Origin of the sequence: Flavobacterium sp. (genome assembly GCF_027531705.1) — a bacterium.
In the GTDB taxonomy this organism is placed as follows: Bacteria; Bacteroidota; Bacteroidia; order Flavobacteriales; family Flavobacteriaceae; genus Flavobacterium.
In genome coordinates, this window is the sequence record NZ_JAPZSP010000017.1 from 60,656 (window position 1) to 74,252 (window position 13,597).

General features: G+C 32.3%; 10 protein-coding genes. 5 read left to right on the forward strand and 5 right to left on the reverse strand.

Going from position 1 to position 13,597, the window contains the following annotated elements; translation table 11 throughout:
* Positions 1 to 78: 78 nt before the first annotated feature.
* Positions 79 to 2,529 carry a TonB-dependent receptor gene (locus tag O9267_RS05620; protein ID WP_298177006.1) on the forward strand — a complete coding sequence of 817 codons (2,451 nt, stop codon included), beginning with the start codon at positions 79 to 81 and terminating at the stop codon, positions 2,527 to 2,529.
* Positions 2,530 to 2,746: 217 nt separating this feature from the next.
* Here the strand turns inward: O9267_RS05620 and O9267_RS05625 are convergent, their stop codons facing one another.
* Positions 2,747 to 2,914 (reverse strand): hypothetical protein, encoded by a 168-nt coding sequence (locus tag O9267_RS05625; protein WP_298177008.1) that lies wholly within the window; start codon positions 2,912 to 2,914, stop codon positions 2,747 to 2,749.
* 249 nt (positions 2,915 to 3,163) lie between these two features.
* On the opposite strand from O9267_RS05625, the gene fumC reads away from it, so the two are divergent.
* Positions 3,164 to 4,555 carry a class II fumarate hydratase gene (gene fumC, locus O9267_RS05630; RefSeq protein ID WP_298177010.1) on the forward strand — a complete coding sequence of 464 codons (1,392 nt, stop codon included), beginning with the start codon at positions 3,164 to 3,166 and terminating at the stop codon, positions 4,553 to 4,555.
* Between the two features lie 65 nt (positions 4,556 to 4,620).
* Here the strand turns inward: fumC and corA are convergent, their stop codons facing one another.
* The gene (gene corA / locus O9267_RS05635) at positions 4,621 to 5,691 is read right to left on the reverse strand and encodes a magnesium/cobalt transporter CorA (protein WP_298177012.1); all 1,071 of its coding nucleotides are present in this window, start codon (positions 5,689 to 5,691) and stop codon (positions 4,621 to 4,623) included.
* A 70-nt stretch (positions 5,692 to 5,761) separates the two neighbouring features.
* Here corA and hutI point away from each other — a divergent pair, with 70 nt between their 5' ends.
* Positions 5,762 to 7,000, forward strand: a complete 1,239-nt coding sequence (hutI, locus tag O9267_RS05640; protein ID WP_298177014.1) for an imidazolonepropionase — start codon at positions 5,762 to 5,764, stop codon at positions 6,998 to 7,000.
* A 62-nt stretch (positions 7,001 to 7,062) separates the two neighbouring features.
* On the opposite strand, the gene O9267_RS05645 is transcribed toward hutI, so the two are convergent.
* Positions 7,063 to 7,947: a hypothetical protein gene (locus tag O9267_RS05645; RefSeq protein WP_298177016.1), complete on the reverse strand. Its 885-nt coding sequence runs from the start codon at positions 7,945 to 7,947 to the stop codon at positions 7,063 to 7,065.
* A 95-nt stretch (positions 7,948 to 8,042) separates the two neighbouring features.
* On the opposite strand from O9267_RS05645, the gene O9267_RS05650 reads away from it, so the two are divergent.
* Together O9267_RS05650 and O9267_RS05655 are read left to right on the forward strand one after the other, a co-directional pair.
* Positions 8,043 to 9,092 (forward strand): formimidoylglutamase, encoded by a 1,050-nt coding sequence (locus O9267_RS05650; protein WP_298177018.1) that lies wholly within the window; start codon positions 8,043 to 8,045, stop codon positions 9,090 to 9,092.
* 64 nt (positions 9,093 to 9,156) lie between these two features.
* Positions 9,157 to 10,407, forward strand: a complete 1,251-nt coding sequence (locus O9267_RS05655; protein WP_298177020.1) for a DEAD/DEAH box helicase — start codon at positions 9,157 to 9,159, stop codon at positions 10,405 to 10,407.
* A 33-nt stretch (positions 10,408 to 10,440) separates the two neighbouring features.
* Here the strand turns inward: O9267_RS05655 and O9267_RS05660 are convergent, their stop codons facing one another.
* Positions 10,441 to 12,030 (reverse strand): S41 family peptidase, encoded by a 1,590-nt coding sequence (locus O9267_RS05660; RefSeq protein WP_298177022.1) that lies wholly within the window; start codon positions 12,028 to 12,030, stop codon positions 10,441 to 10,443.
* A gap of 125 nt (positions 12,031 to 12,155) precedes the next feature.
* Positions 12,156 to 13,544 (reverse strand): phosphoglucosamine mutase, encoded by a 1,389-nt coding sequence (gene glmM / locus O9267_RS05665; protein ID WP_298177024.1) that lies wholly within the window; start codon positions 13,542 to 13,544, stop codon positions 12,156 to 12,158.
* Between the last annotated feature and the right edge of the window lie 53 nt (positions 13,545 to 13,597).

Sequence of the window (13,597 nt, forward strand, 5' to 3'; positions counted from 1 at the left end):
TTTTTGCTTTTAACAAACATTTGTGATTTAGTCTTTAAACCATTATCTAGCTTTGTGGTCTTACAATAAACTTTTTATATGAGACCTTTTTCAAGACTATTTTCAATTGCTTTATTTCTACTAACTTTTCTAACATTTGCTCAACAACCTGAACGCAAAAAAATAAAAATAACGGGGAAAGTTGTAGAGAAAATCAGCAAGCAACCGTTAGAATACGCTACAATTACACTTATCAATACTAAAAATCCAAAAATAATTTTCGGAGGAATTACAATCGCAAATGGCGAGTTTGTTGTAGATGCCAATGCTGGAATGTATGATGTAAAAATCGAATTTATTTCTTTTAAAAGTACCGAACTTAAAGCTCAAAAACTTACAGAAGACACCAATCTTGGAACAATTTCGTTAGAAGAAGATGCAACACAATTACAAGCAGTTGAAATTAGAGCCGAAAAAACAACAGTCGAAATTAAACTAGACAAAAAAGTTTACAACGTTGGAAAAGATTTAATGGTAAAAGGCGGAACGGTAAGCGATGTTTTAGACAATATTCCATCGGTAACGGTTGATGCAGAAGGAACGGTTGCACTTCGTGGAAATGAAAACGTGAGAATTCTAGTTGATGGACGACCATCGAATGCGATAAATATCACCGAAGCACTAAAATTAATTCCAGCTGATGCGATTGATAAAGTGGAAGTAATTACCAATCCATCAGCAAGATATGATGCAGAAGGTGGCGGTGGAATTTTGAATATTGTACTCAAAAAAGGTAAAACAAACGGTCTTAACGGAACTTTTATTGCCACAACTGGTTATCCAGACAATCATGGTTTGAGCGGAACATTGAACTATAAAATGGATAATTTCAACCTTTTTACAACGCAAGGTTATAATTATAGAGATAATCCTGGAAACGGACTTTTTGATTCAGAATATTTGAATGCTGACAACACAACCAAAAGTTATGTTTACGAAACCCGAAAAAACAAACGCTTAGGTAAAGGCTACAACGGAAACTTTGGATTCGATTGGTTCTTAACAAAAGATATTACATGGTCAAATGCTTTTAACTACAGAAGAAATAATGGCGACAATGTTGACAATGTTTACCAAGATTATTTAGATGCAAACAATGTTTTTGATTTTTCTAGAAGCCGTATTAGTAGCGAAGATAGCTTTAGTGTTAACACCGAATTTACTTCTAATTTTTTGAAGAAATTTAAAAAAGATGGTCACAAATTATCAATCGACGCATCATTCTCAAGAAATAAAGATGATAACACAGCAAGTATAATTGACACAAATACAGATGATGCTACTGTTGGATTTGATCAATCTTTCAATGTTCAAAATCAATCTCGAGATTTAATTCAATCTGATTATGTTTTACCTTTCGGAAAAGGCAATCAATTAGAATTAGGTTATCGAGGTGATTTTAGTGAGCTATTAACCGATTTTTCAGTAGTCAATGATGGACTTGCTAACAACGATTTTACTGATGTAATTCAATACAAAGAGAAAGTAAATGCACTTTATTCTCAATTTGGAAAAAAATTCAACAAGCTTTCTGTTTTAGTTGGTTTACGTTGGGAAGATTCAGATATTGATATTAATTCGTTACAAAAATCAACTTTCATCAATAAAAAATACGATAACTTCTTCCCTAGCGCATTTTTAACTTATGAATTAAAAAATAACTCAAGTACGTCAATTAGTTACAGTCGAAGAATTCAGCGACCAAGAGGAAGACAACTTATTCCGTTTAATAATATTTCGAGTAACATCAATATTTTTCAAGGAAATCCAGATATAAATCCAGCAATGACAGACGCTATCGATTTGGGTTACATGAAAAAATGGGATAAATTAACGTTCAGTTCATCACTATATGTAAACAAAACAACAGATGTTTTTCAATTTGTTAGAAAAAATTCTGGAAAATTTACAAGCGATGGAATTCCAATTATTACAGCAACACCAATTAATTTAGCTACTGAATATAGAGCTGGATTTGAATTCACACTTAATTATTCACCTTATAAATGGTGGAGATTAAATAGTAATTTCAACTATTTCAATATCGATACCCAAGGTGATTACACATACACTGATTTTCTAGGTAAACTTGTCAATCAAAATTTTGATAATAAAACTAGTTCTTGGTTTGCTCGTATTAATTCAAAAGTATCATTGCCATACAAAATTGATTGGCAAACCAATGCCAATTACAATGGTCCACAAAATAATGCCCAAGGTAGAGTTTACGGAAATTTTAGTGCTAATTTAGCATTTAGCAAAGATGTACTAAAAGACAAAGGAACAATTGCACTAAACGTAAACGATGTTTTCAATTCAAGAAAAAGAATTTTTGACACATATATTTCTGGAAGTGTCGATTCATATACCGAAATGCAATGGCGCGAAAGACAAATTACACTTTCTTTTACCTACCGAATAAACCGTGCTAAAAACGAAAAAGAAAAACCTAAGAAACAACAAGAAGATAATGGTGGCGAAGGTTTCTAAAAATAATTTAACACAAATTTCACCAATTTACACAAATTCAATGTTTTGATTACACGAACTTTTAGCTTTGTGAAATTTAATTTTAAGTTTTTGTTTTCGTGTTAATTAGTGACCCGAGACCAAAGGTTGAACAGACGAAGTAAATTCGTGTTTTTTTAACTTTACTAAACAAAAAAAAAGTCCTGAAATTCAGGACTTTTTTTAGTAGAACAATCAATTAAGCTTGCTCTAATTCTCTAGCGGCTTTTCTTTCTTTCAATAATTCTCTAGTAGCACCAAATACCCAATAGAATACAAAGTGAATCAAGAAAATCATCAACCAAAAACCAATGGTTAAAATGGTCAAGAACATTAAAAAACCTAAATACTGTTGAAATGTAAACATGTTTTTACAGAATTTGATGTATATACAGGTTCAAAGGTAATTCATATATTTTTACTTCACAATAAAAACTTCCAAAATATTTTCATTCAAAAACTTAAATCAGTAAATTTAAACAATATTTTTTAGGAGCTATTTCCCGCTATACGTTGCAATCTTTTCTTTTTTAAAGAAAAAAAGAAAAGGATTTCCACTGCTATCGGGGCTAGGGCATCTCGTAAAAAAACAAATTCATCTCTTAAATCAACAAAAATGGAATTCAGAATAGAAAAAGATACAATGGGTGAAGTAAAAGTTCCAGCCAACCGATATTGGGGAGCACAAACAGAACGTTCTCGAAACAATTTCAAAATCGGAGAATCTGCATCCATGCCAAAAGAAATTATTGAAGGTTTTGCCTTTCTAAAAAAAGCGGCTGCCTTTACCAATTGCGATTTAGGTGTACTTTCAACAGAAAAAAGAGACTTAATAGCAACTGTTTGTGACGAAATAATTACAGCAAAACTAACCGATGAATTTCCGCTAGTAATATGGCAAACAGGTTCGGGAACTCAAAGCAATATGAACGTAAACGAAGTCATAGCAAACAGAGCACAAGTAATTGCTGGATTCAGAATTGGAGAAGATGAACCTATTATCAAAGCCAATGATGATGTAAATAAGTCACAATCATCGAACGATACATTTCCAACGGCCATGCACATTGCTTGCTTCAAAATGGTAGTAGAAAACACAATTCCAAACATAGAAAAACTCAGAGATACACTTCATGCAAAAGCTACCAAGTTCAAAACAGTTGTAAAAATTGGACGAACGCATCTTATGGACGCAACACCTTTAACATTAGGTCAAGAAATTTCGGGTTATGTAGCGCAACTCAATTACGGATTAAAAGCTTTAAAAAACACATTAGCCCATCTTTCAGAAATAGCTCTTGGCGGAACAGCTGTTGGAACTGGACTAAACGCACCAAAAGGTTATAATGTAAAAGTCGCAGAATATATAGCAAAATTCACTGGATTTCCTTTTGTAACAGCTCCAAACAAATTTGAGGCATTAGCTTCTCATGATGCTATTGTTGAAACTCACGGCGCTTTGAAACAAGTTGCAGTTTCTTTAAACAAAATTGCAAATGACATTAGACTTCTAGCTTCTGGTCCGCGTTCTGGAATTGGAGAAATTTTAATTCCCGAAAATGAACCTGGTTCATCCATCATGTCTGGAAAAGTAAATCCAACTCAATGCGAAGCTCTTACTATGGTTTGTGCGCAAGTTATGGGTAACGATGTAACAATCTCAGTCGCAGGAATGCAAGGTCATTATGAACTAAATGTTTTCAAACCAGTTATGGCAGCCAACTTTTTGCAATCAGCCAGATTGTTAGGCGATGCATGCCAATCATTCAACCAACATTGTGCCATCGGAATTGAACCAAATTATCCTCGAATAAAAGAATTAGTTGATAATTCGTTAATGCTTGTAACAGCTTTAAATACCAAAATAGGCTACTACAAAGCTGCCGAAATTGCTCAAACAGCACACAAAAACGGCACAACTTTAAAAGAAGAAGCCATTCGTTTAGGTTACATATCAGCCGAAGATTTTGATGCTTGGGTAAAACCCGAAGACATGGTTGGATTTTAAAGAATAGAAGTCCGTTTATTCCAAAACTTTTAAACTTCTAAACTCTTAAACTTTTAAACCAAAAATTAATACCATTTCTTTTTCTTGAAATAATAAATCATTCCCAACAAAAGGAAAAACATACAGCCCAAAATAATGAAATAGCCATATTTCCAGTGCAATTCGGGCATGTTGTCAAAATTCATTCCGTAAACACCAACTATAAAAGTCAATGGCATGAAGAAAACCGACACAACGGTCAATGTTTTCATAACATCATTCATCTTATGATTTTGAGTCGAAAAGAAAAAATTGGTGGCACTATCTAATGTTGAAGAATCGTATTCTATTTGCTCTAAAAGCTCTAAACATTTTTGATGTAATCGATCAAAAAAACTATAATTTTCATGCTCAATCGAATTAAAAACATTGTCATCTTTCATACTTTTTATAGAATACAAAGAATCACGAAGCGGAATAATGGATCGTTTTAAAAAATTAAAATTGTCGCGATGTTTTTCAATCTGTTCTAGAATTTCTGGACTTGTGCCAGTTTTTGATAAATTGATTATTTCTTCAACTTTATCTTCTTCATTTTCAAGTGTTATGTAAAAATTTTCCATTATTGCATCAAGTAATAGATATAATAAATAATCAGCTTTTTTCTCTCTTACAATACCTGAATGCGTTTTAATTCGTTCTCTAATATGAGTAAAATAATCGCTTCTTTTTTCCTGAAATGAAGTTAAAACACCATTTTTTAGCAAAAAACTTATTTGTTCAACATTAATATTCTCTTCATTTTCAGTTGGTAGCAATGATTTTATATTGAAAAAAAGAACATCATGGTATTCATCTAATTTGGTACGTTTGGTAGTATTCAAAATATCTCCAAGCATAAAATTATCAACTTTTAGATATTCACCTATAGACTTGATGATTTCTACATTATTCAATCCGTGAATGTTTAGCCAATTTACTTTTGATAAATCAATATTTTTTTCTAAATCTTTGACATTTATCTCTTTAAACTCTGTTAAATCATGGTCATTGTAAACAAATAACTGAATTTCAGTTTCAATTTGCTTATGAATTCCAGTATAATCAAAAAAACTCGGTTGTACTTTTCTACCTTTTTTATACTTAATCTTTCTCACGGATTCAAATTTTGTCTAAATTTATAAAGAATTATTTTTTAAAAAGTATTTTTACAAAAAAATAAAATCCATGATTACGCTAATCACCAATATTAAAGAACTTTTACAAATAAGAGAAAGCAATATCAAAAAAGTTTCTGGCAAAGAAATGGCAACGCTTCCAACTATAAAAAATGCTTTTTTAGTAATTGAAAATGAATATATTACCAACTTTGGAACGATGGATAATTGTCCCAAAATAAATGCTGATAAAACCATTGACGCAACGGGTAAAATTGTGCTTCCAACTTGGTGCGATAGTCATACACATATTGTCTATGCAGGCAACAGAGAAAGCGAATTTGTGGATAGAATAAACGGATTATCTTACGAAGAAATTGCTAATCGTGGCGGCGGAATCCTGAATTCGGCAAAAAAACTAAATGAAACTTCAGAAGAAGAAATTTACAACCAATCAAAAGTTCGTTTAGAAGAAGTAATGCAACTAGGAACTGGTGCTGTCGAAATAAAATCGGGTTACGGATTGACTGTAGAAGGTGAACTAAAAATGCTTCGAGTAATCAAAAAATTAGCCGAAAATTATCCTATCAAAATCAAAGCGACTTTTCTTGGTGCACACGCTTTTCCAACAGAATATAAAGACAATCATTCAGGCTATATTGATTTGATTATTAATGAAATGCTTCCGAAAATTGCTCAAGAAAATTTAGCAGAATACATCGATGTTTTTTGTGAAACGGGTTACTTTTCAGTAGAAGAAACCGAAAAAATAATGGAAGCTGGAAAAAAATATGGTCTGATTTCGAAAATTCATGTAAACCAATTCAACGCTATTGGCGGAATTGCAGCAAGTGTAAAGCACAAAGCACTTTCAGTAGATCATCTAGAAATTGTAACTGATGAAGATATTGAAGCATTAAAAAATTCGGAAACGATGCCCGTTGCTTTGCCTTCTTGCTCCTATTTTTTGAGTATTCCTTATACACCGGCAAGAAAAATGCTTCAAGCAGGATTACCATTAGCTCTTGCTACCGATTTTAATCCGGGTTCAACACCCTCAGGAAATATGAATTTTGTGGTTGCAACAGCTTGTATCAAAATGAAAATGACTCCAGAAGAAGCCATAAATGCAGCTACAATAAACGGTGCTTATGCAATGGGAATTTCTGATACGCACGGAAGCATTACTATTGGCAAAAAAGCAAATCTTATTATTACAAAACCAATAACTTCTTATTATCAATTACCGTATGCTTTTGGAAGCAATCTAATTGAAAATGTTATGATTGAAGGGAAAATAATTTACTAAAAAAACCACGATTTAACTTAATTAAAAGTAAAATCGTGGTCCAATGTAGCAAAAACAGGAATTTATTTCAGCGTAAAACTTGTAGAAGAAACTAGTTCGTTTTTATCAAAAATATTTACATAATAAACGCCTTTTTCAAAATCTTTTCCTGGCAAATTTTGAACAACATCAACCGTTTTATTTTCATAATTCACTGATGAATCAAAACTATAAGTCAAGGTTTTATCACCATACACTTCTGTCTTTTTATCACCTAGAACATTGTTTTTACTATCAATTACTTGAACTTGATAGCTTTTTGTTCCTGATTTTGCTACTTCATTTTCTGCTATTGTATAGCTTATTTTAAGCATATTTGCTCTACTCGCTTTATCTGTATTTATCTCTTTTCCAGACGATTTTACTTTAAAGGCAACTCCTTTTGTATTTAAAACCTTCAGTTTAGCAGCTTTTTCAACAGTTTTAGTCAAGCCGTCATTCATTGCCAATAAATCTTCGTTGGTTTTACGAGCTTCTCCAAGTACCGTTGTAGTACTATCTCGTTGTGTTACCAATTTTTGATTGTCGTTTTTCAGCACTTCATTTTCTTGAATTAATGTTTTCATTTTAGATTCTAGTGCAAAATATTGGTTTTTATACTTTGCCATAGCTGAAGCATCACCTTTTGATTTTTTTACTTCTGCTAATAATCCAACCACTTTTTCTCTTTCGGCAACTAAATCATCCGAAATTGTTGTGTTTTCAGCAATAGCTTCATCATATTTAGCTTTTAAAGCTTCCAAATTTTCTACGACTGTCTCTTTTTCAGTTTTAGTAGTAGTTAAAAGAGCTTGAGTTGATTTTACATCAGAAGTCAATTTGTAGATATATCCCAAACTTCCAACTAACAATAAAGCCAGTACTAAGATGACGGCTTTTAACTTTGAATTACTCTGTGAATTTTCCATATTTTTTTATTTTTAGGTTAAGTGAAACATGATTTAGATTATATAACGTAAATATTAGCAAAAAAGTATATTTTTGAAAAAACAAATTTATAACAATGGAAAAATTAATTCCTTTCACAATCAATGACTTAGCAAAAGTAACCCATCATCGTAATGGCGAAATAAAGTTTGGCGAGAAAATGATTACGTTGCCCAAAGATAAGGAAATAAGTTTGTTTCTAAAGGAAAGTGAAGCACAATATGTTTTATTTGGAATTCCCGAAGACATTGGTGTTAGAGCTAATTTTGGTCGTCCAGGAGCAGCTTCCGCTTGGGATTGTGCTATTGCAAGCATTGCAAATATTCAGCATAATCGTTTTTGCAAAGGAAGTCAAATCATTGTACTAGGAAAATTGGATGTAAGTGATGAAATGGAAGCTGTGAAAGAGTTGGACTTTACCAATATTGAACACAGAAAAAAATTTAGCGATTTGGTTGAAAAAATTGATAAAGAAGTTGTTCACATTATTTCTACTATCGTCAAATCTGGTAAAACGCCAATCGTCATTGGTGGCGGACATAACAACGCCTACGGAAATATAAAAGGCACAGCACTTGCAAAAGGAAAACCAATCAATGCAATTAATCTAGATGCACATTCCGATTTCAGAATTTTGGAAGGAAGACACAGTGGCAATGGATTTAACTATGCTTATGAAGAAGGTTTTTTGAAAAAATATTTCATTTTTGGTTTACATGAAAATTATACTTCCAAAAACGTTTTACATATTCTAAAAAATATTGATGATAGAGTAACCTACAATACTTACGATGAAATAGCAATTAGAAAAGAAAAAACATTTGAAAATGAGCTTTACAAAGCATTTCAATTTGTAAACAATGATTTTTACGGATTAGAAATTGACTTAGATGCTATTCCGAATATTGCTAGTAGCGCTATGGGACCAAGTGGTTTTTCTGTAGAACAAGTGCGTCAGTTTATTTATCATTTTGCCAAAAGTAAAAATGTCTCTTACCTTCATATTTGCGAAGGCGCACCAGAACTTGGCGAGGAAAAAAACAAACATCTGATCGGAAAATTAATTGGCTACATGATAACAGATTTTATCAAAGGAAATAGTTCGTTTCACCAAAAAATTGATTAAAACTAAATAAACTATCTTTGCAGCGTCTTAATCACTAAAATTAATCGATTAAGCTATTTTATTTATGTTATTCGAAGATTTATCATTATCCAAAAGCATTCAAAAAGCTATTTATGAAATAGGTTATACCCAACCTACTCCAATTCAGGAACAAGCCATTCCAATCGTTTTAGCTGGAAGCGACTTAATAGGTTGTGCTCAAACAGGAACCGGAAAAACAGCTGCTTTTGCTATTCCAATTATACATCAGTTGCACCGAATTGTTGGTTCGTCTAAAAAGTCGAAACAAATTCGTGCACTTGTCATTACGCCAACTCGTGAATTGGCTGTTCAAATTGGACAAAATTTTGACGATTACGGAAAATATACCAATCTAACTCAACTTACTATTTTTGGTGGTGTTTCTCAAATTCCACAAGTTGATCAATTGCGAAAAGGTGTTGACATTTTAATCGCAACACCAGGAAGATTACTTGATTTGCACAAACAAGGTTATATCGATTTAGATCACTTACACGTTTTGGTTTTAGATGAAGCCGATCAAATGCTTGACATGGGATTTGTAAACGATGTGAAGAAAATTGTAAAATTAACTCCAAACAACAGACAAACACTTTTGTTTTCTGCAACAATGCCATTGGCTATTAGAGAATTAGCAGAAATGTTTTTGAAAAGTCCTGCGCAAGTTGAAGTTTCTCCAGTTTCATCAACGGCTGAAAATGTAGAACAACGTGTTTATTTTGTCGAAAAAACAGACAAACGCGCTTTGTTATATCATTTAATTCGCAATGAACATTTATCAGATTTATTAGTTTTTTCAAGAACCAAACATGGAGCTGATAATATTGTAAAAGCACTTCGTAAACATGGAGTTGCTGCCGAAGCCATTCATGGTGACAAATCACAATCGGCTAGACAACGTGTTTTGGATGCTTTCAAAAATAAAGAAGTGGGTGTTTTGGTAGCAACCGATATTGCCGCTCGTGGAATTGACATTGATCAATTACCTTATGTTATCAATTTCGATTTACCAAATATTCCAGAAACGTATGTTCATCGAATTGGTAGAACTGGTCGTGCTGGAAATGGCGGAATTGCAATTTCATTTTGTAGCAAAGACGAACATCCGTATTGGAAAGACATTCAGAAATTGATAAAAGTTGATGTAAAAACAGTTTCAGAACATCCCTATCCTTGGCATGCTGGAAGTCCTGAAATAGCTGCAAAACCGCAAAGCAATTCAAACCGAAGTGGTGAAAAAGTAAAATCGAGAAAATCGGCGACTTCTAAACAGAATAAAAAACGTTGGTATTAATAGGTAATAAGCTGGGAGTTGGAAGTTTGCAAACTACAAACTCTTAACTCCCAACTGTTTCATAACCCATTCCATTTCAGGATCTTTTTTCTCAACTTTATCTTGGATAGTTTGTTTTATTTCTACATTAGGAAAAACTCCTCTTCCATCAGGACCACTTTGGTTTACAGATTGAATATCAATTAACCCCAATCGTAACGAAAGTTTTGAATTTGGAAGCTTTACAACTGGCATAAATCCTGCAACTGTTCCTTTTAATGCGCCACCAGTTTCTTCTCCAACAAAAGTCACATTTGAATTTTGCTGTAAAGCTGCTGATAAAACACATGAAGCAGAAAAACTCATTCCGTTAATTAATACGTATGTTTTTCCAGAAAAATTATTTTTATTAGGCTTTTTAAATTTTGATTTATAAGTAAAGACTCTATCGGCAACTTTATTGGCTTTAAAATAAGTAAGTCCCATATAAAAAGGATACCCGACCGCTACGAATGGATAAGTATAAATTGGAAGTTTTTTCACAACACCTGGTCGCCACAAACTAGTTCTAGAAGTTACAACTGATGGTTTTGTCAATTGGTACTTTTCATTCGTTAAATACGAATACAGATTTTGTATCTCAGCCATTCGCCCACCTGGATTATCGCGAAGATCAATAATTAATGTTTTTATTTCTGCTTTTTTTATTGAATCAAAAACTTCTTCATAAATTTCATCATAATAACCTTTTGAAAAATTTCTAATTTTTAAAACCGCCACAGAACTATCAGCTGGAAGAATCTTAAATTCTTTAGTATACTCCTTCTCTTTTTCATCAAACCCATAAACTTTTTTAAACCTTTTATCAGCTTTAAGCTTGGCTTTATCAACTATAGGTTTTGTGGCAACTTTTACCGAATCAGCAACTTTCTTTTTTACTTTTTCAGTTGGCTTTTTTCTTGAAATTACTTGAGAAAATAATGAATCTTTTTGTTTTAAGACAAAGGTCAAACTATCATTTACTCCTAATTCATAAGTCATAAAAGTTGCATATCGCTTTGAAAATATTTTTGGTAAAAATGTAGTATTAAAACCATCAGAAGTAAATGTTTTTCTATACTTTGAATGAAGTTCTTGAGGTGTTATTTTATTGACCGAAACAACCTCTGTTCCAACTTTTATTTTATCATTTTTAGATTTATTTTTAATTACATATAGCTTATTATCAAGCCATTCGTAGGCAAATTGTGATAATGGTCCATCACCAGCTTTTTTGATTCGCTTGGCTTCTTTTTTAGAAAGTTTATAAGGAACTTGAGCCATTGTCATATGACCTTGACGGACCGACGCAATTATTGGACTTATAGCAAAATAAAATTCTTTACTAGTCATTGGTTGTTTTACAGCATTTCGCAAACTATCAAATTTTGCGTCTAATTGTTGTTTAGGAATATACAAATCGATACTAGGATAATATCTATCTAATTTATGTTGAACGTAATCAATATCATTTTGCAATTTGGCTACAGGAATAGGTTGTGCCATTTTTTGATTGAACTTATCTGCAGAAGAACAATTCATCAACAATAAAGTTATTGCAAAAATAAATATGATTTTAAATGGAGATTTTATAAAATTCAGCATAAGTTATAGGTTTTAGATTTTCAAATATAAAATTTCTTTTATAAATGACATCAAAATAGTATACAAAAAAAACCTTCAAACTGAAACAAATCAAGGATGAAGGTATTCTTAAATTTTTTATTTTTCTATATTCCAGCAACTGCTTTTATTTCATCAATAATTCTAAAAGCTAATTTATCAGCTTCGGCTTGAGTTGGAGCTTCGGTATAAATTCTGATAATTGGTTCCGTATTTGATTTTCTTAAATGAACCCATTCCGTAGCGAAATCAATTTTCACACCATCAATTGTGTTGATTTCCTCATTTTTATATTTTTCAGTCATCGCAACTAATATGGCATCTACATCAATTTGAGGTGTCAATTCAATTTTATTTTTACTCATATAATATTGCGGATAACTTGCACGAAGTTCGGCAACTGTTTTGTCTTGGTTTGCCAAATAAGTTAAGAATAACGCTACTCCTACCAAACTATCTCTTCCGTAATGTAATTCAGGATAAATGATTCCGCCGTTTCCTTCACCACCGATTATAGCATTTGTAGCTTTCATCAATTCTACTACATTCACTTCACCAACAGCACTTGCTTGATAACTTCCATTATGTTTATTCGTAATATCTCTCAATGCACGAGATGAACTCATATTAGAAACCGTATTTCCTGGAGTTTTACTCAAAACATAATCAGCAATCGCTACCAAAGTATATTCTTCGCCAAACATTTCGCCATCATTCGATATAAAAGCCAATCTGTCAACATCTGGATCGACCACGATTCCGAAATCGGCTTTTTCTTCTACAACCAATTTACAAATATCGCCCAAATGTTCTTTCAAAGGTTCTGGATTGTGAGGAAAATGACCGTTTGGTTCGCAATATAATTTTACTACTTCAACTCCCATTTGTTCTAATAAATTCGGAATTACAATTCCACCTGTAGAATTTACAGCATCTACTACTACTTTATATTTCTTGGTTTTTACCAAATCAGCATCCACTAAAGGTAACTCTAGTACTTCATCAATGTGAATATCCATATAAGAATCGTTGGTAGTGATTTCGCCTAACGAATCAACATCAACAAAATCAAAAGCTTCTGCTTCTGCAATTTCTAAAATTTTTGCACCATCATCACCATTCAAAAACTCACCTTTTTCATTCAATAATTTAAGTGCATTCCATTGTTTTGGATTATGCGAAGCTGTTAAAATAATTCCACCATCAGCTTTTTCCAATGGAACTGCTACTTCAACAGTTGGTGTTGTAGAAAGTCCTAAATCGATAACATTTATACCTAATCCAAGTAAAGTGTTTTGCACTAAGTTTTGAATCATAGAACCTGAAATTCTGGCATCACGACCAATTACAACGGTTAGTTTTTCTTTTGAACTATTATTTTTCAGAAACGTTCCATAAGCAGAAGCAAATTTTACAGCATCAACTGGAGTTAAATTATCACCTACTTTTCCACCGATAGTTCCACGAATTCCTGATATTGATTTGATTAAAGTCATTTGTAAAGGTTTTAGGTTATGGGTTGTAGGTTTTAGGTTACCTACTTTTAAAT

Bases quoted from the DNA above. Each gene is read 5' to 3' on its own strand.
- O9267_RS05625 (WP_298177008.1), bottom strand. From the start codon at position 2,914: ATGTTTACATTTCAACAGTATTTAGGTTTTTTAATGTTCTTGACCATT.
- glmM (WP_298177024.1), bottom strand. From the start codon at position 13,544: ATGACTTTAATCAAATCAATATCAGGAATTCGTGGAACTATCGGTGGA.
- O9267_RS05660 (WP_298177022.1), bottom strand. From the start codon at position 12,030: ATGCTGAATTTTATAAAATCTCCATTTAAAATCATATTTATTTTTGCA.
- fumC (WP_298177010.1), top strand. From the start codon at position 3,164: ATGGAATTCAGAATAGAAAAAGATACAATGGGTGAAGTAAAAGTTCCA.
- O9267_RS05645 (WP_298177016.1), bottom strand. From the start codon at position 7,947: ATGGAAAATTCACAGAGTAATTCAAAGTTAAAAGCCGTCATCTTAGTA.
- hutI (WP_298177014.1), top strand. From the start codon at position 5,762: ATGATTACGCTAATCACCAATATTAAAGAACTTTTACAAATAAGAGAA.
- O9267_RS05620 (WP_298177006.1), top strand. From the start codon at position 79: ATGAGACCTTTTTCAAGACTATTTTCAATTGCTTTATTTCTACTAACT.
- O9267_RS05650 (WP_298177018.1), top strand. From the start codon at position 8,043: ATGGAAAAATTAATTCCTTTCACAATCAATGACTTAGCAAAAGTAACC.
- O9267_RS05655 (WP_298177020.1), top strand. From the start codon at position 9,157: ATGTTATTCGAAGATTTATCATTATCCAAAAGCATTCAAAAAGCTATT.